General features: G+C 65.6%; 13 protein-coding genes. All 13 read right to left on the bottom strand.

Going from position 1 to position 20,654, the window contains the following annotated elements:
* Positions 1–152: 152 nt before the first annotated feature.
* The 13 genes from uvrA to tssE all read right to left on the bottom strand — a co-directional run bounded on the left by uvrA (position 153) and on the right by tssE (position 20,653).
* Entirely contained in the window at positions 153–2,660 is a 2,508-nt protein-coding gene (gene uvrA, locus ACIPW4_RS10270) for an excinuclease ABC subunit UvrA (protein WP_400657312.1), read from the bottom strand.
* 187 nt (positions 2,661–2,847) lie between these two features.
* Positions 2,848–3,936 carry a type VI secretion system protein TssA gene (gene tssA, locus ACIPW4_RS10265; protein ID WP_400657310.1) on the bottom strand — a complete coding sequence of 363 codons (1,089 nt, stop codon included), beginning with the start codon at positions 3,934–3,936 and terminating at the stop codon, positions 2,848–2,850.
* A gap of 95 nt (positions 3,937–4,031) precedes the next feature.
* A complete protein-coding gene (locus ACIPW4_RS10260; protein ID WP_016499518.1) occupies positions 4,032–4,550 on the bottom strand; it encodes a type VI secretion system tube protein Hcp in 519 nt (172 codons plus the stop codon).
* 144 nt (positions 4,551–4,694) lie between these two features.
* Positions 4,695–7,187 (bottom strand): type VI secretion system membrane subunit TssM, encoded by a 2,493-nt coding sequence (tssM, locus tag ACIPW4_RS10255; RefSeq protein ID WP_400657308.1) that lies wholly within the window; start codon positions 7,185–7,187, stop codon positions 4,695–4,697.
* Entirely contained in the window at positions 7,184–8,092 is a 909-nt protein-coding gene (gene tagF / locus ACIPW4_RS10250; protein ID WP_400657306.1) for a type VI secretion system-associated protein TagF, read from the bottom strand. Before tagF ends, tssM begins: the two co-directional genes overlap by 4 nt.
* On the bottom strand, positions 8,089–11,889 hold the full coding sequence (locus ACIPW4_RS10245; RefSeq protein ID WP_400657304.1) for a type VI secretion protein IcmF/TssM N-terminal domain-containing protein: 3,801 nt from the start codon (positions 11,887–11,889) through the stop codon (positions 8,089–8,091). Before ACIPW4_RS10245 ends, tagF begins: the two co-directional genes overlap by 4 nt.
* A 30-nt stretch (positions 11,890–11,919) precedes the next feature.
* Positions 11,920–12,639, bottom strand: a complete 720-nt coding sequence (icmH, locus tag ACIPW4_RS10240; RefSeq protein WP_400657301.1) for a type IVB secretion system protein IcmH/DotU — start codon at positions 12,637–12,639, stop codon at positions 11,920–11,922.
* Positions 12,636–13,979, bottom strand: a complete 1,344-nt coding sequence (tssK, locus tag ACIPW4_RS10235; RefSeq protein WP_400657298.1) for a type VI secretion system baseplate subunit TssK — start codon at positions 13,977–13,979, stop codon at positions 12,636–12,638. The genes icmH and tssK overlap by 4 nt, the downstream gene beginning before the upstream one ends.
* Positions 13,976–14,698 (bottom strand): type VI secretion system lipoprotein TssJ, encoded by a 723-nt coding sequence (gene tssJ, locus ACIPW4_RS10230; protein WP_400657296.1) that lies wholly within the window; start codon positions 14,696–14,698, stop codon positions 13,976–13,978. Before tssJ ends, tssK begins: the two co-directional genes overlap by 4 nt.
* A 24-nt stretch (positions 14,699–14,722) precedes the next feature.
* Entirely contained in the window at positions 14,723–17,320 is a 2,598-nt protein-coding gene (gene tssH / locus ACIPW4_RS10225; protein WP_400657293.1) for a type VI secretion system ATPase TssH, read from the bottom strand.
* Positions 17,317–18,387, bottom strand: coding sequence for a type VI secretion system baseplate subunit TssG (tssG, locus tag ACIPW4_RS10220; RefSeq protein ID WP_400657290.1), 1,071 nt, complete (start codon positions 18,385–18,387; stop codon positions 17,317–17,319). Before tssG ends, tssH begins: the two co-directional genes overlap by 4 nt.
* Entirely contained in the window at positions 18,351–20,171 is a 1,821-nt protein-coding gene (gene tssF / locus ACIPW4_RS10215; protein WP_400657287.1) for a type VI secretion system baseplate subunit TssF, read from the bottom strand. The genes tssG and tssF overlap by 37 nt, the downstream gene beginning before the upstream one ends.
* Positions 20,171–20,653 carry a type VI secretion system baseplate subunit TssE gene (gene tssE, locus ACIPW4_RS10210; protein WP_400657285.1) on the bottom strand — a complete coding sequence of 161 codons (483 nt, stop codon included), beginning with the start codon at positions 20,651–20,653 and terminating at the stop codon, positions 20,171–20,173. The genes tssF and tssE overlap by 1 nt, the downstream gene beginning before the upstream one ends.
* Position 20,654 lies beyond the last annotated feature (1 nt).

The following is a 20,654-nucleotide window of genomic DNA, read 5'->3' as shown; positions in this document are numbered from 1 at the left end:
GGCATGCCGGGATGCCAGGGGGAGTATAGGAAGGATTTTTACCTGTGCCGGCCTCTTCGCGGGCACGCCCGCTCCCACAGGATCCCCACAGGCTTCGAGCAAGTGATATCCCTGTGGGAGCGGGCGTGCCCGCGAAGAGGCCAGCACAGGCGCTACAAGGCTCGGGCCAGAAACTCGGCAGTGCGGCTAGCTTCACAACCAGCCACCTCATCAGGTGTCCCGCTGACCACCACCCGGCCGCCAGCATCCCCAGCCCCCGGCCCGATATCGATCACCCAGTCGCTCTGCGCCACCACGCGCATGTCATGCTCGACCACCACCACACTGTGCCCGGCCTCGACCAGCCGGTTGAGCTGCACCAGCAAGCGGTCGATATCTTGCGGATGCAGCCCGTTGGTGGGTTCGTCCAGCACATACAAGGTCGCGCCACGGGCCACGCGCTGCAGCTCGGTGGCCAGCTTGATCCGCTGCGCCTCACCACCGGACAGCTCGGTGGCCGGCTGGCCCAGGCGCAGGTAGCCCAGGCCGATATCCTGCAGTACCTGCAGGCAGCGCCGCGCCGGCGGTTGCTCGGCAAACACCGACAGCGCCTGCTCGACCGTCAGCTGCAGCACCTGGGCGATGTTCATGCCTTGCCAGGTCACCGCCAGTGTCTCGGGGTTATAGCGTGCGCCATGGCAGGTCGGGCAGGGCGCGTACACACTGGGCATGAACAGCAACTCGACGCTGACGAAACCTTCACCCTCGCAGTTTTCACAACGCCCCTTGGCCACGTTGAACGAGAAACGCCCGGCATCGAAACCGCAGGCCTTGGCTTGGTCGGTGGCAGCGAACAGCTTGCGCACATGGTCAAACAGACCGGTGTACGTCGCCAAGTTGGAGCGCGGCGTGCGGCCGATCGGCTTCTGGTCAACTTGCACCAGCCGCTTGATGCTATCGAGCCCCGCACCGACGCGCCCTGTGCTGAACTGTTCGGGTTCATCTTCAAGGCTTTGCTCTTCAGGTTCGGCCTTTTGCTCAGAATGACCAAGGTGGGCACCTACCAGCTCCAATAGCGCCTGGCTGACCAGGCTCGACTTGCCCGACCCGGAGATTCCGGTGACCGAAGTGAAACACCCCAGCGGGAAGCGGGCGCTGAGGTTGTCGAGGTTGTTGCGGGTAATCCCTTCCAGCACCAGCCAGTCGTGCGGTTGGCGTGGTGTGCGCGCTTGAGGCTGCTGCTCGGCGAACAGGTAGGCGGCAGTACGCGATGCCTCGACCTGCGCCAGGCCGCCCGGTGGGCCGCTGTAGAGCACCTGCCCGCCGTGCTCGCCGGCCGCGGGGCCGACGTCCACCAGCCAGTCGGCGCGGCGCATGGTGTCCAGGTCGTGCTCGACCACATACACCGAGTTGCCCGCCTGCTTGAGCCGCTGCAAGGCCTCGAACAGCGCCTCGCTGTCAGCCGGGTGCAGGCCGGCCGAGGGTTCGTCGAGCACATAGATCACCCCGAACAGCTGCGAATTGAGCTGGGTGGCCAGGCGCAGGCGTTGCAGCTCGCCGAACGACAGCGTCGGTGTACTGCGCTCCAGTGCCAGGTAGCCCAGGCCCAGGTCGATCAGGGTGTCGATGCGCTCCAGCAGTTCGTTGGCGATGCGTTGCGCGGCCAGGCGTTTTTCCAGGGTCAGGTTGTCGTCGTGCTGCTCCAGGTAACCCGGCGCGGCGACCTGGCGGAATACCTCGGCCAGGGCCTGCAACGGCAGCCGCGACAGCTCGCCGATGTCGCGACCGGCAAAGGTCACGTCCAGCGCCGCACGCTTGAGTCGTTTGCCCTGGCACGATGGGCACGGGCTGGGGCGCATGTACTGCGAGACGCGCTTGCGCATCTGCGCGCTCTGCGAGTGCATGAAGGTATGCAGCACGTAGCGCCGGGCACCGCTGAAGGTGCCCTGGTAGCTGGGTTCGAGCTTGCGCTTGAGCGCGGCGCGGGTCTGCGAAGGTGTCAGGCCGGCGTACACCGGCACGGTGGGTGTTTCCTCGGTGTAGAGTATCCAGTCGCGTTGCGCCTGTGGCAAGTCGCGCCAGGGGATGTCGACGTCATAGCCCATTGTGACCAGGATGTCGCGCAGGTTCTGCCCCTGCCAGGCCATCGGCCAGGCCGCCACGGCGCGCTCGCGGATGGTCAGCGACGGGTCGGGGACCATGGTCGCTTCGGTCACTTCATAGACCCGCCCCAGCCCCTGGCACTCCGCGCAAGCGCCTTGCGGGGTGTTGGGCGAGAAGTCCTCGGCGTACAGCATCGGCTGCCCGGCCGGGTAGCTGCCGGCGCGGGAGTAGAGCATGCGGATCGAGCTGGACAGGGTGGTGACACTGCCCACCGACGAGCGCGCGCTGGGTGTGCCGCGTTGCTGCTGCAGGGCCACGGCCGGGGGCAGGCCTTCGATGGCGTCGACGTCCGGCACGCCGACCTGGTCGATCAGGCGCCTGGCATAGGGCGCGACCGATTCGAAGTAGCGGCGTTGGGCTTCGGCATAGAGGGTGGAGAAGGCCAGCGAGGACTTGCCCGAGCCGGACACCCCGGTGAACACCACCAGCGCGTCGCGGGGGATGTCGACGTCGACGTTCTTGAGGTTGTGCTCGCGGGCGCCACGGACGCGGATGAAGCCGGTGGGGGTGTGCGGCATGGGGCGGTCCTTGGCAGTGAAGAACGCTCAAGGTAGCAGTATTTGCAGGGGCGTGGCCCCTGTAGGAGCGGCCTTGTGTCGCGAAAGGGCTGCAAAGCAGCCCCGGCGTTGTGGTGGGCTGGAGATTCTGGGGCCGCTTTGCGGCCCTTTCGCGACACAAGGCCGCTCCTACAAAGACCGGGTTGCTTCAGGACTTCTCGCGGGTCCCCAGCACATCGCGGATGTTGTCCACCACGTTGCTGTCCTTGATCACATCGCTCAACCAGCCTTCCAGCGGCATGTTGCCCCACTTGATGGCGCGTTCGATCAGGTAGGGCACCGGGCTTTGCGGCTCGCTCTGCTTGAAGAACTGGGCGATGCCGGCAAGCATGGTGAAGGCCTCGTCACGGGTCAGGGGCGTGGTGCGCATGGGCGCAGCGGCCTGGACGGGTGTGTTCATCGGTTCACCTGCTTCGCTGATGGGGGCAACGGTGGCGACGGGGTCTGCCACTGGCACGACGACGGGGTGCAGTTCGACACCGCGGTCCTTGAGCAGTTTCTCGGCCAGCTGGCTGGCCCGCGACAGCATGTCGGCAAGGCTGGCGAAGCTGGGGGCCTCTACGCCGAACAGGCGGTCGGCACTGGCCTGCAGACGGTTGCAGGCCTGCAGGCTGGCGGCAATCTGCAGGGCCTTGGCGCGCAGGTGCTCGGTGTCGCTGAGGGCGACCGAACGCTGGAAGATCTCGGCGTTGATCTTGCCCTCGTTCAGCGCGGTCTGCATCGCCTTGGGGTTCTGCAAGGCCAGGTTTTCTACATGGCGTGATTCGTCATAGCGCAGCACGCCGAAATTCTGCCCCTGGGTGATGGGCAAGCCACCGGCAATGTCGGTGAGCGTGGTCTTGAGCCAGGACAGGCGCGCGGCGCGTTCGTCCAGGCCGTCTTCGAGTGACGGGTAGGCGCTGTCCCAGAACCCATCGAGAATGCGCTCGGTCAGCTCGAGGCCGAAGCTGATGCCTTCGAAATGCTCCCGTTGCGCCAGGCCTTCGCTGAGCCAGGCGACCAGCATCAGGTCCTTGCTCTGTTGCGCCAGCCCCTGGGCCGAAAGGTGGATGACCTGTTCCCAGTCTGCGGTCTTCAGGTCGGTCTGCCAGTCGCCCTGGGTCAGGTAGTCAGGGTCTGCCCGGCGGGCCTCCTTGATCTGGTCGAACAAGGCGGAGAAGCTCAAGTCTTCGCCACTGCCACCGTCGATCGGTGCGGCCAGCTCGGCCAGCGAAAGGTCGTTGAGGATTTCAGGCATAAAACACTCGGATCAGAGGAGGGGAGCGGCGTGCCGGGCAAACCGGCACGCTGCAAGACACAGGCCGCTTGCGCGGCCCATGGGCAAGCCGCAGCTTAGGCGAACACTTTGTTCGCGGTGCGGTCCCAGCCACCGACGATGTTGCCGCCAGCCTGGCCGTCGGTGCGGTTCTGCTGGGTGTAGGTGGTCTTGATGCGAGCGAAGTTGAAGCTGATCTCTTCGATCGGCAGGTCGCTCACGGCCTTGTCTTCACCGCCCTGGTTGCCACCGGCGACGAACTTGACCGACGACACCACGACTTCTTCCATGTCGATGGTCAGGTAGGTGACCTTGTCACCCCCGGCACGGTTGACGTTCAGCTTCAGCTTGGCGATGTGCTTGCCAGTGCAGCAGTGCTCGAACAGCTTGGCCGAAGCCTTGTCGACGGCCTTGCGGATCTTGAAGTCGCTCAGGGCAACACGCTCGGAGGACGCACCGCCCGAGGAGCTGGCGGTAGCCGAGGTGGCCTGGGTGGCGCCGTACTCGTAGCCCAGCACTTCGATCCAGTCCTTGTGCTTGTCGTCCAGTACTTCGCCTGGGATGCCGTCGATTTGGATATACGCGTCAAAAGCCATTGTGAAACTCTCCATTAACATCATTTGAAGGGTTGCTCATGCACCCCTTGGTTTTGACCTCGCCGAACACGTCGGCAGAGGTAGCTTTCCGCCAACCGGGCCTCCTCCTGTGAGGCCCGGTTGGCCGGTTCTTGCGGCGCGGCCTCAGTTGAGCCCGCGCACTTCGATTTCTACCCGGCGGTTGGGCTCCAGGCACTTGATCAGCTGCACCCGTGGCTGCTGCATGTCGCAGTTGACCAGCGGTTTGCGGCTGCCTTCGCCCTGGGCGACCACCAGTTCGGCGGGCACGCCCTTGCCGACCAGGTAGGTGCGGATGGTCTGCGCTCGTTGCCTGGAGACCTGCAAGTTGCCCTGGCTGTCACCGAGCTGGTCGGCGTGGCCGGAGATCACGATCTTGCCGATGTTGGGCGTGTTCAGCAGTTTGCCGGCGATCGCGCTCAGCTGGTTCTGGCCCTCGTTCTTCAGGCTCTGGAAGTCGGCGCGGCCGAAGGCGAACAGCGTGTCGGACTCCAGCGTGATGGTCTCGATGGAGCGCAGCGACTGGGCGCGCAGGCTGTCGATGTAGTTGCGCGAGCTGGACATCAGGAAGGCGTTGTCGAGGATGCGCGGTACATCCGGCTCACGGATCTGGTCGCTGTAGAAGGTGATCTGGCGGCTGGCGTACAGGTAGTCCTGGTTGCCGCCCTCGCTGCCGGCCGCAGCCATGCTCTTGCCGGTGTGGCGGGCAATGGCCGGGTACCAGTAGTCCGGCAGGCGCGCCTTGAGGAACGCCGGGTCGGCCTTCTCGCGCTGCGCCGGGGAGAGCATCACGTAGGTGTCCAGTGTCGCCTTGCCGAAGTCGGCGATCGACTGGGCACGGTTGTCATGCGGCAAGGCTTCGGCCTCGACGCTGTCGATGCCGCGCACCGGCTGCAGCTCGCGGCTGTTGCGCTGGTAGACCTTGAGCGTGGTCAGCAGGTACAGGGTACGGGTCAGGTTGTCTGCCGTGGGCTTGAGCATCACGTTCTGCAGGGTGGCGAAGTAGCGAGTGCGCAGCACTGGCTCGACCTCGTAGCCCTGGTACAGGCCCAGGCGCATGCCCAGTGGCACGCCCTGCTCGTGGTGCTGCTGGTAGTAGTGCGCGGTCCAGAAGCGCAGGCGGTCGAGGCTGCGCCACGCGGTGTACTGGCCGCTGGTGGCCTTGTCCTCGGCCTTGGCCTGGGCCAGTTCGTCGGCGATGCTGGCCAGGGTGGCGCGGTTGTTCAGGTACGACCAGCCCCACAGGCTGCACAGCACCAGCCCGGCAAGGCTGGCAGCGGCCACCCAGGCGCCCTTGCGCCGGCGTTCGCGATGGTTGCTGGTGTACAGCGCCACCAGATGCTGGTCGGGAATGATCACCTTGCGGAACAGGCTGTTGATGAACAGCGGCGCGGGGTGGCTGCCAGCACCGGCGGCGTCTGCGTCATGTTCCAGGGCGAAACGTTCGGCCACATGCTGGCCGTGGCTACCCCATTGGGCTTCGTCAGCCTCCAGCGCGGTGGTGAAGTAGAAGCCACGGAGCATCTCGGCGTTCTGATAAGGATTGGCGCGCAGCAGGCTGTCGACGAACTGCTGCAGGCGCGGCTTGAGCGCCGCCAGCTCCAGCGGGAAACGGTAGGCGGCGTTGTTCTGCAGGGTCACCTGGATGTCCTGCTGTACCAGCTGCTGGCTTGCCACCTGTTGCCAGTAACCGGTCAATTCGTCCATCGCCTTGCCGAAGCGCTGGCCCCAGTCGGCTTGCTCGTAGCCTTTGTGCGAGAAGGTCTTGCCCATCACTTCACCGCGCGCCGCTTCGTCCAGCTGGCGGTAGAACGGGGTAAAGCCAGGGATCAGGTCGCACTTGGTGAATACCAGGTAGATCGGCAGGCGCACTTCCAGCAGGGCACAGCTTTCCTGGATGCGCTCGCGCAGGCGCTTGGCCACCCGTTCCTGGTCTTCGGCCGAGCCGTGCAGGATATCGGCGATGCTGACGCTGACGATCAGGCCATTGAGCGGGCGGCGCTGGCGATGCTGGCGTAGCAGCTGCAGGAAGCCGCGCCACTTGCCGGCTTCTTCGGGGCTGTTCATGTAGCGCCCGGCGGTGTCCAGCAGTACTGCTTCGGAGCTGAAGAACCAGTCGCAGTTGCGCGTGCCGCCCAGGCCCGATACCCGTGCGCCCTCGCGCTCGGCGTAGGGGAAGTTCAGCCCCGACTGCAGGATCATGGTGCTCTTGCCTGCGGCCGGCTGGCCGATCACCAGGTACCAGGGCAGGGCGTACAGCGCATCCTTGGCGGCAGTGCCGCGCGGCTTGTTGCTGTGCAGGCGCTCGATGCTCTGCAGCAGGCGTTCGCGCAGCAGGCTGATTTCCTCACGGTCGGCCGGGGCGGCGTTGAGCACGGCCTGGTCGGCGTCGTCGCGCAGCAACCCTTCGAGGTTGTGGTGCTGGCCGGCGCCGCGGTATAGCAGCAATACATAGCCCGCCGACAGCAGCAGGAACACGCCGATGCCCGCCAGCAGGCTGTGCAACGAGGCGAAGCCCAGGGCACGGCCGATGGCCCAGACCAGGAAAATCGCCAGGAAGAACGCCATCCCCAGCAGATAGGGTTGGTAACGCAGGCAGTAATACTTGATCTTGTTCATACAGGCGTCGTATCCAGCGCATCGACGAACTGGTCGATGACGTGTTCAAGAGGGCGGTCGTGATCGTGGTTGCGCGGCGCCGCTGCCAGCGGGCCGAGCAGTTCCAGGTGCAGCTGCGCCTCTGCGCAGCCACTGAGCAGGCGATAAGCGCTGCTGGCGTGGCGCGAAGGGAAGCAGTACAGCCGCGGGTGCATGAAGTCGTCGGCCAGCAGGCTTACTGCCGGTACGTTCGGGTACCCGCTCATGCGGGTGAGCCAGGTCAGCCAGAGGTCGGCCGTGGGGTTTTTCAAGCCGCGTTCGGCTGGCAATGGCAGTTCGATGCCGCCTTCGAAGTCGCCGTGCAGCGCTGGCCAGCAGGCCTGCAGCCGGGCCAACGCGGTGGCGCCATCGAAACCTGGCCATGATCCGTGCAGGGCGCGGGCGACGTCGGCAAAGCTGAAGTCGTGGAGGAACTTGGCGTGCACCCGGCGGAACAGGTCCAGGTCTTGTGCCTGCAGCGGGCGCAAGGCCTTTATCCGCTCGAACAGGCTGGCACGCTCGGCACCTTGTACCGCCTGGTGCAGCAACGGCTTGATCTGTGCGCTGAACAGCTCGCCCAGCGTGAACGGGTTGAGCAAGGCCGCACCGTCCTCGCCCTTGAGCAGCTGGAAGATGAAGAACGGGTAGCGCCGCTGGCTGGCATCGCGCGAACTCAGCAGGCCACCCAGCAGCCAGTTGCCGTTGCGCGCACGGTAGTTGAAGAAACACATCGGCAGAGCGTCGAACAACGCCTGCCAGTCGTCACGGTGGCGCATGGCCGCCAGCGACGACTGCAACCAGGCGTCGAACTCGCAGACTTCCTCCGCCGCGCCATGCAGGCTGACAAAGTCCGCGCTCGACGGCAACTTGCCGAAGCAACCGATCATTGCGCGCCCCTGCCGTTGAGGGCGCTGAGGGCCTTGACGTCACCCAGGTCGGTCAGCTTGACCCCACCGAAGTTGCGCACTACCAGGCTCACGCGGCCGTTGGCGGTGCTCCAGCTGAAGCGCTGCTGAATGCCGTCGAGGTCTTCGACCCGGGCGCTTTCGTTCATGCGCAGCAGGCCCCAGCGCCCCGGGAAGTCGAACACGGTGACCCGCGCGCCGCTCAGGGTGACGACGTCCAGGCGGGCGCCCGGGGCATTGCTGGTGCCCGGCCAGGCAAAGCGGTTCCAGCTGCTGCGGCCGTTGCGGTAGTGCTGCTCCTGGCCATCGAGGGTGAACACGATGTCGGTGAAGCTGGCCGACGGTTCCAGCATGATCTCGAAGCCGTTGTCGCGGTCCGACAGGCTGGCGATCACCTGGCCCACGGAACTGGCCTTGTCGATGCTGTTGAGCATGCCCGGGTTGACCAGCGCCGGCCCCTTGCCGTCGCCGGCACCCAGGCCCTCGCCACCGGCCAGGTTGCCGATTTCATTGCGCTTGAAGGCCGGCAGCAGGCCGCTGTCGGGGTCGACGAAGCGCTGCAGGTCTTTCACCGACGCTTCGTTGCGGCTGCCGCCGGCAATCGGGTAGCGGTGCGCCATGACCTGTTCCCAAGGCTTGGCGATCTGCTGCGCCCAGGCCTTGGCGATCTGCTGGCCGGCCGGGTCGCGCAGGGTCGCCCAGGCGTACTGGATCGGCAGGCTGAACAGCCCCTGCAGCGAGCGCGACAAACCGTCCTGGCTGGTGTCGACGCTGCTTTCCACGTAGTTGCGTACGGTGGTGACTTCGCTCGGCTGGCCTTCCAATGTTTCGCTGATCAGCTGCTTGCTGCTCTTGCCGACATCCTGCGAGCGCTGGATGTTGTTCATGCGCACCTTGAGCTTGCGCAGCGCGGCCAGGTAGCGGTCCATGATGGTGCTGTCGGCACCTTCGGCATTGTTCTCGGCGAACACCCGCGCCACCGGCTCGAAACGCTTGGCCAGGCTGCCGTCGTCGACTGCCGGCAGCACCGGGGCGAGGTTGGCGGGTACGGCGTCCTTGGTGTCGAGCAGGCCGCTGACCTTGCTCCAGAAGCCGTCCTCGCGGGCGCCACCAGGAGACGGGATGGCGTGTTTGACCGGCAGGTCCCACTGGGTGTTGTCGTTGACCGCCGCCAGCAGGTTCTTCACCGGCGAGTTCTGCACGTCGCTGAGCAGGCCCAGTTGCTGGGTGGCCGAAGCCAGGTCGGCGAAGTGGCGCACACCGACGCTGCTGACCATCTTGTACCAGGCCTGGGTGTAGTCGCGCTTGTAGCGGGTCATGAACTCGCGGACGAAGTTGGCCTTCTGCACAATGGCATCGCCGCCTTCGCCGTCCAGTACCCAGTCCGACTCGTTGCGCAGGTTGCCCGACACCAGCTTGATCAGCTCGGGCTTGACGAAGGTGTCCCAGCCCTGGCGGGTGTAGATCGCCGGCACGCCTGCTGAGCCGTACAGCAATGCGCGGCCCGGCTGCGGCACCAGGTCGTTAAGGCTCAGGGCCGGGAACTGGCGGCTCGATTCGAGCTGCAGGCGCAGGTATTCGCGATCGACCAGGGAACTGGAGATCATGAACGCCTTGAGGTTTTCCCGGGTTTCACTGATCAGCTGCTCGTTGCGCGGCAACGATGGCGCCTGGCCCTGTTCCAGCAGTTGCACGTACAGCGGGGCGTTCTCGTCGATCACGCCGGCATCGGCCGGGGTGCCTTCACCGGCCGCACTGGCCCAGGCCTGGGGCAGGCTGGCGGCGACGAAGGCCGGGTCCGGATGGGCCTGCGGGTCGGTCAGCAGCAGGTACAGCTTGAGGGTGTTGTAGGCATCGATGATCGACGCCACCTGCTGCTCGTCGAGGCGCCCGAGCATCTCTTCGGACAGCGAGAGGCCACCGGTGGTGGCGGACAGCTCGGCCGCATCGCTGGTGGTCGCCAGGTTGACCTTGGCGGCATAGGCGCCGACGCGGGTATTGCCAAGCGCGGCCTGGGCCCTGGCGGCAACGGCCGGTGCCAATGGCTTGCCATTGCGCTTCTTCTGCGGTGCCGGGGTGAATTCCAGCTGCTGGTTGATGCCGCTGGCGAAGGTATTGAAGGCACGCATCTGCACTTGCAGGCTGCGGGCGATCGGCTCCAGCGCCTGGCTGCGCAGTTGCGCCAGGTAGGCAGTGCGGGTGACTTCGTGGACTGCCTCGCCATGGTACAGGCCGGCGCCCAGTTGCAGCGGCACACCCTGCAGGCGGTGGGCCTCGACGGTGGCCATCTGTTCGCGCAGCACTTCCAGGCCCTTGCCGGCGGCCAGCAACTGCTCGCGGTCTTCGGCCTGCTCGATCTGCGCCAGCTGCCCGCGCAGGCTGTCCAGCCATTGGCGGTTGTTGGCGAACGACAGTGCTTGCCAGCCAATGAACAGCACGCCAGCGGCTGCAGCCAGGCCCAGCAGCAGCGGGCTGAAGCCAGCCTGGCGGCCCAGGCGTGACTGGTACAGGGTCAGGTCGCGGTCGGGGAAGATCACCCGGCGGAAGGTATCGGTGATGAAATAGCTGCGGTTGCCCACGGCGGTGACGGCGGTTTCAGTGCCGTCATCGTAGGCGGCCTTCAGCGCGAACTCGTCGGCGATGGCATCTTCGTAAACCTGCCCCAGGTGCTGGTTGGTCTGCAATGCACTGGTGAAGTACAGGCCGCGCAGCAGCAGCGGGGCGCCAGCGCGGTGGTCATGGGTGAAATGTTCGAGGAATTGTCCGAGGATACCGCTCAGTTCGGCGAAATACTGCGGGAAATTCAACAGAGTACTGTCGGCCTCGGCGCCGAGGGCGATCATCTGTGCGTCGACATGCTGGCGAACATGGGCCTGCAGGCTTTTCAGACGTGCTCGCAGCACAGCGTGCAGGCCATTGCTGCGGATTTCCGACAGGCCGAAGGTCATGCCCAGAGGCTGCTGGCGTTCGTGCAGGTCGAGGCCGTCGAAGGCCTGGCTGAAGCCCGGCAACTGGTCGGTCTTGCTCAGCATCAGGTAGATCGGCGGGTTGGCGTCCAGGCACTCGGCGTACTCTTCGACCCGAGCCGACAGCTGGGCGGCCAGGACCTTGCGCTCTTCGGCGTTGGCTGCCAGCAGTTCGGGCAGGCTGACCACCAGCACCAAGCCATTTATTGCGGCCTTGCCGCGCTGCTTGCGCAGTGTGCGCAGGAAGGCCGAGAACTCGCTGGCCGACTGGTCGTCGCGCAGATAGCGGCCGGCGGTGTCGATCATCACCGCGTCGGGGCTGAAGTACCAGTCGCAGTGCTGGGTGCCGCTTTCACTGTCGTTGGCCGTGGCGATGCTCGCCGACAGGCCCGAATGGGTCAACAGCGAGGTCTTGCCGGCGGCCGACATGCCGATCACCAGGTACCAGGGCAGGTCGGACAGTGCCGCCTTGCCGCCGCCGCCGGCGGAACGGTCGGTGCGCAGCATGGCGATGGCGTGCTTGAGGCGCTCGCGCAGCACTTGCTGGTCGCGGAACTCGCCGGTGGCATTCCACGAGCGGTCGACCTCGATCTGCAGCATGTTCTCCAGGTTGTGCTCGGCGCGGATGCGCCGGTACTGGCGCAGCACGATCACCAGCAGGAAGCAGGCGCTGATGATCGCCAGCGCTTCGGGCAAGTGATGGCGCAGCCACGGCAGCAGCGGCGCGACCAGCCAGCAGACCAACAGGCTCGCCAGCCACAGCAGTGGCAGGAGAATCCAGAAACTTTTCAACAGACGCAGTAATGTTTTCATGTCTTCCTGACTCGGCTACCTGAGGTGTGCTCAGGCACTGAACAGCTGGCGGATTTGTTCGGAAAGGGCGAGGACGTCCTTGTCCAGCAACCAGTCGAGCGTCAGGTACACGGCGACGCAGACCAGCGCGATCAACGCCAGGTACACCCACAGCGGCACTTCATGGCGCAGCATCTGCGACACCTGGTCGGGCAGTGCCCAGTCCGGCGACAGGGCCTTGGGTGGCTTGCGGTAGCGGGCGATGTCCTGGCCCAGGGTGTTGGCCAGGTAGCGCAGCTGGTCCTTCTGATGGCCAAGGCTGAACTTGCCTTCGAAGCCCAGCGCCAGGCACAGGTGGTACACCTCCAGCACGTCGATGTGCTGCTTGACGTCGGCTCGCAGCGCGTCGACTTTCTCGAAAAAGCCCTCACCGGCCAGGTGCACGCCGAAGTAGCGGAATTGCAGCGGCTGGAGTTCGAAGTGCTGGCGCAGCTCGTTTTCACCCGAGCGCAGCACGCTTTCGTCGAGAAACGCGCACAGGGCGTACTGGGTGTCCTTGACCTGTTCGACGCTGTAGTTGGCGGCGCGGGCATCACGTTCGAGGTTGGCGAAGAAGCGCTCGACGCTGCCTTCGAAGGCCTGCACCGAGGTGACCTGGCGCCCACGGCGCACGATCAGCGCCATGCTGATGAAGTCCTGGACCAGGTCCTTGAGCGTCGGTTTGTCGCTGGCGGCCGCGACGGCGCCCTGTTGCAGTACGGCTTCGGTCATTTGAGCACCGCCATCAGTTCAAGCTTGAGGTTGGTAAAGGCGCTGGGCGCGTAGAAGCAGATGGTCTGGGCGTTCATCATTCGCTCATACACCTGGCCGTGCGGCTCGATGGCGAAGTACTGGTTGTCCAGGCGCACCGGGATCGCGTTGGGCAGCCGTGCGGCATGGTTGAGGGTGACGCCGGGCATGGCGCTGTTGACCACAACTTCGATGTCCTCTGGCGAGCCGACCTTGAATGCCCGCGGCACCAGCTCCAGCAGGCTGGCGCCAGGCATGTCGGCCTGCACCGATACATAGAAGTCGGCTTCGGCCAGGCGCGGGTCGTGCAGCTGGCCTTGCCAGTGCGACGCCTTGGTCTGGGTCAGCTTGATGACGACGCACTGGTTGGGCACCACGTTGTCGAGCATCACCCGGATCATCTCGTCGAGCTTGACCAGCGACGCGGCCGGGTCGTGGTGGTCGTACTCGGGAATGTCGCTGAGCTGGGTATCGAGGCTGAAGGTCAGCAGGCCGCCGGCCAGGTCGGCCATGAACAGGTACAGGCGCTCCGGGTGCAGGCGTGGGTGGGCCAGCAGGTGGGCCAGCTGCGGGTGGGCGCGGTTGACCGTGTTCAGCAACCAGAACAGGGTGACATCGCTGGAGCCGAACTCGGCGATCTGGTCGGCACGTTCGCGGCGCCGGCCGGACAACGCCTTGCTCTTGGACTGCAGGGCGCCAAGCAAACGCTTGGCGATGCCGGCCAGGGTCTCGTGGCTGCCCAGGTGCAGGGTCGGGTGGACGAAATGCGGGTCGAGGTTGAAGCCGCCCATGCTGTTGCGCGCAAGCTTGGCCAGCGGGCAGTGGCTATAGCCGTCGAGGCTGTCACCGTCGACCAGCAGCACCACGTTCAGGCGCAGGCTGGTGATTTCGTTTTCCAGTTCGCCTTCGTTGAGGTCGGGCAAGGTGTCGAACTGCTTGCGAAAACGCCGGGAAGCCTTGTGTTGCTGGCCGTCCTCGACGTAGTTGAGGCCGAACGGCTCGGGCAGCTTGAGCGCGGCATGGACCTTCAGCTCGCTGGCCTTGAGCAGGTCCTTGAGGTCGCGTGCGGCCGGCAGCGGGTCGTGCTGCGGTGCGTCGTACAGGCTGCCGTCGGGGAACACCAGCTTCAGGCGCTTGAGCTGCAGCGAACCGTAGGCCAAGGCATCCTCGTCCACCTGCAACGCCTGCACGCCCCAATGGAAGGGGGTGCCGCGCAGGGTCGCCTCGGCCAGCTGGTGCTGGTGGAACTCATCCTGGTACTGGAAGTGCTGGGGCAGCAGGAACATGCCTTCCGACCACATCACCCGGCTCTGCTTGCTCATCTGACGCTATCCATTAAAGAATTGAGGGTTTTGTCTGCGGCGTTCTGCGCCGACTGGCCGGCCACATCGGTGGCTTTGTCGAGTACCGCGTCCTGCACCTTGTCGGTGAAGGACGGTGCGGCGTCGTTGGCCTTTTGCGCGGCTGCCAGCTGGTCGGCGGTCGGCGGTTTGTTCAATATGTCGACGCCTCGCGTGGCGCTGATTTCGGTCTTGTCCACCAGCACCCGCAGGCCATCGGAGGAGAACCAGATACCGTCCTTGCGCAGCGAATCGGCGTCGAACGCGACTTTCCAGCGGGCGTCTTGCTCGTCACGGAAGAACGCCGCCACGCCGACGTAGCGTGCGCTCTTGGCCAGCGGCCATTGGTCGATCTGGCCGATGCCTGGCAGCAAGGTGATTTCGCGGGCTTCTACCAGGGTGCTGCCGAGGGCCTTGTCCGGGGCGTCCCACAGGGTCTCGGCATCGGTGGCGGCGAAGCGTTCGAGGTCGGTCAGCTGGTACACACGCATCACCACCGAAAGCGGTTTGCCTTCGACATCGGGGTTGAGCTGGTTGCCGCCGTCGGAGGTGAGAATGACCTTTTCGCTGTCGGCCAGCATGTCGGCCGCCCAGCTGTCATCCATGCGCTTGCCGATACGGTCGGTGACCCCGCAGCCAGCCAGCGCCAGCAGTAGGGCGGCGGTGGTCAGGCGCTTGAGGGTGGTGTGCTTGTGTTGCATGGCGGCTAAACCTCCTTGTACGGGTCAGGCCAGGCGATAGGCGAAATCGCCATCGCTGCCCAGCTCGATCACCAGGCGCTCGATCGGCGCGTCCTGGGCCATGCGCTCGAGCACGCGCTGGGCGAGCTCGGGCATCAGGGTCTGGGACAGGATGTTGTCGATGTTGCGCGCACCGCTGTCGACCTCGGTGCAACGCGCGGCGATGGCCTTGACCAGCGCCTGGTCGTAGCTGAGCTCGGCCTGGTGGTTGCGGGCGAAGCGCTTGGCGATACGGTCGAGCTTGAGGGCGACGATGCGCTCGAGGATCTGGTCCTGCACCGGGTAGAACGGCACGATGCTCAGGCGGCCGAGGAAGGCTGGCTTGAACACCCGGTTGAGTTCGTCGCGCAGGCCGTCGACGATGGCTTCGGGCGTCGGTAGCTCGCTGGCATTCAGGCAGGTCTGCATGATGCGTTCGGTGCCAGTGTTGGAGGTGAGGATGATCACAGTGTTGCGGAAGTTGATCTCGCGGCCTTCGCCGTCATCCAGCACGCCCTTGTCGAACACCTGGAAGAACAGTTCGAGCACGTCGGGGTGGGCCTTTTCCACCTCGTCGAGCAACACCACGCTGTACGGCTTGCGGCGCACGGCCTCGGTCAGCACGCCGCCTTCGCCGTAACCGACGTAGCCGGGTGGCGAGCCCTTGAGGCTCGACACGGTGTGCGCCTCCTGGTACTCGGACATGTTGATGGTGATCAGGTTGCGTTCGCCGCCGTACAGGGTGTCGGCCAGGGCCAGCGCGGTCTCGGTCTTGCCGACGCCGCTGGGGCCGAGCAGCAGGAACACGCCGATCGGCTTGTTCGGGTCTTCCATGCGTGCGCGGGAAATCTTGATGCGCTTGCCGATCTCGTGCAGGGCGTGGTCCTGGCCCAGCACGCGCTCGCCCAGCAGGGCCGGCAGGCGCTGCACGGTGTCGATCTCGTCACGCAGCATCTTGCCCAGCGGGATGCCGGTCCAGCCGCTGATGACCTGGGCGATGGCGCCGCTGTCGACCAGGGCATGCACCAGCGGCTGGTCGCCTTGCACCTGGGCCAGCTCGGCGCGCAGGGCGTTGAGCTGCGCGGCATCGGCATCGTTGGCGGCGTCCAGTGCCTTGAGCTGTTCGACCAGCGCCAGCTCCTGCTGCCACTGCTCGTTCAGCTTCTGTTCGTGCTGCTGCTCATGCTGCAGGGCCGCCTGCAGCTCGCCCAGGCGGCGGGTGTGGTCGTGGCCTTTGCCGGCTTCGTGGCCGAGCACGGCGATTTCGGCCTGCAGGTTGTCGATCTGCCGGCGGCAGTCTTCCAGGGCGCCGGGCTGCGACGATTGCGCCAGGGCAATGCGCGCGCAGGCGGTGTCGAGCACGCTGACGGCCTTGTCGGGCAGCTGGCGGCCGGTGATGTAGCGGTTGGACAGGCGCACCGCCTGCACCAGCGCTTCGTCCATCACCGCCACCTTGTGGTGCTCGCGCATCTTGCCGAGCAGGCCACGGAGCATGTGGATGGCCTTGTCTTCGTCAGGCTCTTCGACCTTGACCACCTGGAAGCGGCGGGCGAGGGCGGCGTCCTTCTCGAAGTACTTCTTGTATTCGGCCCAGGTGGTGGCGGCGATGGTGCGCAGCTCGCCCCGGGCCAGGGCCGGCTTGAGCAGGTTGGCGGCGTCGTTCTGCCCGGCCTGGCCACCGGAGCCGATCAGGGTGTGGGCTTCGTCGATGAACAGGATGATCGGGTGCAGGCTGCGCTTGACCTCTTCGATCACCGCCTTGAGGCGGTTCTCGAACTCGCCCTTGACCCCGGCACCGGCCTGCAGCAGGCCCAGGTCGAGGGTGTGCAGGGCAACGTCCTTGAGCACCGCCGGTACGTCGCCCTGGGCGATGCGCAGGGCCAGGCCTTCGACCACAGCGGTTTTGCCCACGCCGGCCTCACCGGTGAGGATCGGGTTGTTCTGGCGGCGACGGGTGAGGATGTCGACCATCTGCCGCACCTCGAACTCGCGGCCCAGCACCGGGTCGATGCGGCCTTCGCGGGCGCTCTGGGTGAGGTTGACGGTGTACTGGTCCAGCGCCGGGGTCTTGCCACCGGCCTTGGCCGTGCCGGCCACCGGAGCTGCCGGGCTGGCCAGGGCGCTGGCCTGTTTCGATTCGGCGCTGCCTTCGACCAGGGCGGCGAGGTTCAGGCGCAGGTCGTCGGCGTTGATCTTCTCCAGCTCCGGCGCCGAGGCGACCACCACGCGGCGCAGTTCGGCGTCGTCCAGCAACGCCTGCAGCAGGTGGCCGCTGCGCACCTGGCCGACGCCGTACTCGATCGAGGCCAGCAGCCAGGCCTGTTCGATCATACGGGTGATGTGCGGCGACAGCGCCGGGGTACGGGTGTTGCCTTTCTTGAAGGTGCCCAGGGCGGTGACCAGCTGCGCCTGCAGGCGCTCGGCAACCACCTCGTAGTGGCGCAGGATCGGCGCCAGGTCGCTGTCGCCGTTGTCGAGCAACTGCAGCAGCAGGTGCTCCACCTCGACGTCGTAGTGGTGCTCCGACAGGCACAGGGCCGCCGCGCTTTCAGTGGCCGTGCGGCTGGTTTCGTTGAGCTTGGCGAACAGAGACTTCAGGTTCACAAGGCGACCCCATCGTAAGGAATGTGGAAGACGGCGCAACGCGAAGGCTCCGCGTCACGGCCAGGGCGTTTGAGCCAGCCCAGCCAGCCCAGCGCGACATTGCCGCTGCGGCCGAGCTGGGCGCGTGGTACGGCCTCGCGCTTGAGGCGCGGGGCGATTTCGAAGTCCAGCTCGGCACCTATATAGAAGCGCACCAGTTCGACCAGCTTGCGGTAGCACGCGGTGCCCGGCTGGAAGCGCTGGTAATCCGCCAGGCCCAGCGGGCCCAGTTCGATGCGGATGCACGACTGATAGTCCCAGACCCGGTTGCCGGCGACGGCGCTGTGGCCCAGTTGCGCGTTCTTGCGCCCCAGCTGGGTGCATTGCTCGGGTTCCAGGTTCAGCCAGCGCCCGGCAAACTGCTTGACCTTGACCGGCAGCGAGAAATAGAAGCCGAGCATCACTTCAAGGTTGAGTGCGTTGCGCGGCTTCTGGCTGAGCAGGCCGGCAAAGTAGCTGAACAGCTCGCGGCGCAGCGCCGACGGGTGCTCTTCGAACCTGAGCGTTTGCGCACGCGGACCCAGGCCGACCAGGTTTAGCAGGTAGCCATCGAAGCCCGAGGCGCCGTTGCGCTCGTGTTCGATATGGAATTTGTACTTCTGCCAGGCCTCGTAGAACAGCGTGGTCATGCGGTGCGAGAAGATGTCGAGAAACGCATGGGCGGCATCGTCGCGGTACTGCACGTGGCGTTCGAGCAGCAGCTCGGTGTACGGGCGCGGCAGCACGCCCGACGGCCCGACCAGACCCATGAAGGTGACCTGCACCTCGGACAGCGGCAGGCCGGCCGGCGACACTTTGCCTTCGCGCTCGAAGTGCAGGTCGCTGACTTCGCTGGCCGGGAACGCCAGCGACAGCTGGGTGCGAAAACGCAGCGGGTCTTCGTGCGGCCGGGTTGCCAGGTCCATGCGCCCGGTACGGCTGTAGTGCAGGCGGAGCAGGCGCACCAATTGAAAGAATTCGAATCGGTGCGGCTCGGCTCGGGCCTGATCGATCAGACCAGGGGCTGATCGCCAGTACGTGCTGGCCATTGGACGACTCTCTTTTCTCGTTGTTGGGTACGCAGGGTCAGGCGGGTGAAGCTATTCATCGAGCAGTACTGGCCGAAGAAGTGGTCCAGCACCATGCCGAACAGGAACACGCCGCTGCCGGTGAACTGGCTTTCGTCCAGGGTCAGGGTGATGCCCACGCCACGCACGAAGTTCGGCCGTGGGTGGCCGATGCGTTCGACCACCGGCTCGCTGCTGACGGCCTTGATGCCGTTGATCTGTTTGCGAATGGCCGAGACGTTGCGGTAGTTGTACAGCGACAACAGCTCGAGCAGCACCTCGCGGCCCTGGCCGACCAGCGACAGGTGGTTCAGCGACAGGTGCGCGATCAGCCGCCAGGTCAGGCCCTTGCCCAGCGGCACGCGCACGGTGGCGGTGGGCTTGCGCAGGCAGCGGATGTCGGTGATCACCGAGTTGGAGGCGATCTTGAACTCGCCGCGGTCGCCGCCGAACGGCAGCATCAGCGGCACGTCGCGGTTGCTGCAGGTCAGGCCGATGCTCAGGGTGTCGCTGCTGCCATCGATCAGTTCCAGGTCGCGATCCACCACGCGGATGCTCATGGCCGTGGCATCGCCCTGGTTGCGACGGCGGGCGATCCAGAAGCTGGTGTGGGGGGCTTGCTCGCCGCGCGGCTCGAAGAACGGCTGGCAGGTGGCGACCTGGTCGATGCCGCCGATCTTGCGCACCCGTCGCACGCGGTCGATCGACACCACTTCGGCGGCATTGTGCAGCCGGGTGTTGGGGATGACCGGGTATTCGTGCTGGGTGTGGGTCAGCTTGACCGGCTCGGCCTGCTGGCGGAACAGGTTGATGATCGGCGTGCAGTTGAGCTTGAAGTTGTTGCGCCCGATGTTCTGGCTCAGCCGCGCCAGGCGCTCGCCGAGGTCGTAGTCGGAGAAGTAGAAGTTGATCTCGACCTGCTCGATCGCCTTGCCCTGCAGGATGCGGGCAAAGCCACTGAGGTCGAAGAACATGAATTTGTCGGGGAAGGTGAAGTACTCGTGCAGCAGACGGTAGCCCAGGAACGAGCGCTCGGAGTAGTCCACCAGGCCTTCGTCGCGGGCATAGCCCACGGCCTTCAGCGCGTCGGCCGGCAGGGCGACTTCGCGGGTGCGGCCTTCGTCCTGGAAGCTCAAGGTCGCCTTGGCCAGGTTGTTGAACAGCAGTTCGTACAGGTGCAGCATCAACGTCGCTTCGCCGTCCAGGAAGAACCGCAGACGGTCGACCTCCATCTGGCCGAACAGTGCATTGCTGGTGGCCTGCAGGCGGATGCGCAGGCGCGCCACCAGGTCGGCACTGTGGCCGTTGAACGCCGAACGCTCCATTTCCGCGAACGACGCCTGTTGCACACTGATGGGCCACAGCTCCACCGGGTAGCAGCTGCGGAACTTGCACACCATGCCGTCAGCGGCATTGGCTTGCATTTCGGTGTGGCGTGCCACGCGGTAGGCTTCGGTGACCTTCTCGTGCTTGCCCAGGCTCAGCTCGGCGATCGACATCGACGGGGTAGGGCGCAGGTAATGCGGGTACAGCACCTCGAGGAAGGATTCGACGATTTCAGGAAACTCGTCATCGAGCTTCTTGTGCACCCGCGCAGACAGGAACGAGAACGCCTCGATCAGGCGCTCGGTGTGCGGGTCTTCGCAGTTGTCGCCCTCGATCAGCAGCCGCGAGGCGATCTTCGGGTACTGCGCGGCAAACTCCTGGCCGAGGAAGCGTAGGTGCGACAGTTCCTTTTCGTAGTAGGGCAGCAGTTCGTCGAGCATCAGTTGAGGTTCTGCACTTTGTATTCCTGGGTGTTGACCTGCAGCACGGCGTCGAACGACACCTGGCGGCTGATGTCCTGCAGACGCAGCACGGCGTCCACCCGGAAGGTCAACATGCGGTGGCCGTTTTCCTGGGCCAGCAGTTGCACCCGTACCTGGCGGAAGCGCCGGTCGCCGGTGCTGATCGCCCGCTCCAGCTGTTGCTGGATAAGCCGGCGATCATGGGGGTCGAGCACGCTGCGGCTGATGAAATCGGGCATGCCGTATTCAAGGATGGAACCCCGCAGCTGCTTGAAGCCGGCAAGCTCTTCGGCGACCAGGGACTGACGCGTGTTCACCAGCACCTCGAGGTCACGCACGATGCTGGCCTTGTACTCGGCTAGCGACGAGGTGCGCTGCACGGCCGCTTCGGCCGACTGGTACGGACGGTCGTCCAGCAGTCGGTCGAGCAGCGAGGGCAGCAGGCGGGCCTGGTTACTCATG

It is taken from the genome of Pseudomonas sp. NPDC089996, from assembly GCF_044748405.1.
Classification (GTDB): Bacteria; Pseudomonadota; Gammaproteobacteria; order Pseudomonadales; family Pseudomonadaceae; genus Aquipseudomonas.
This window is presented reverse-complemented; position numbering and strand designations above follow the sequence as displayed.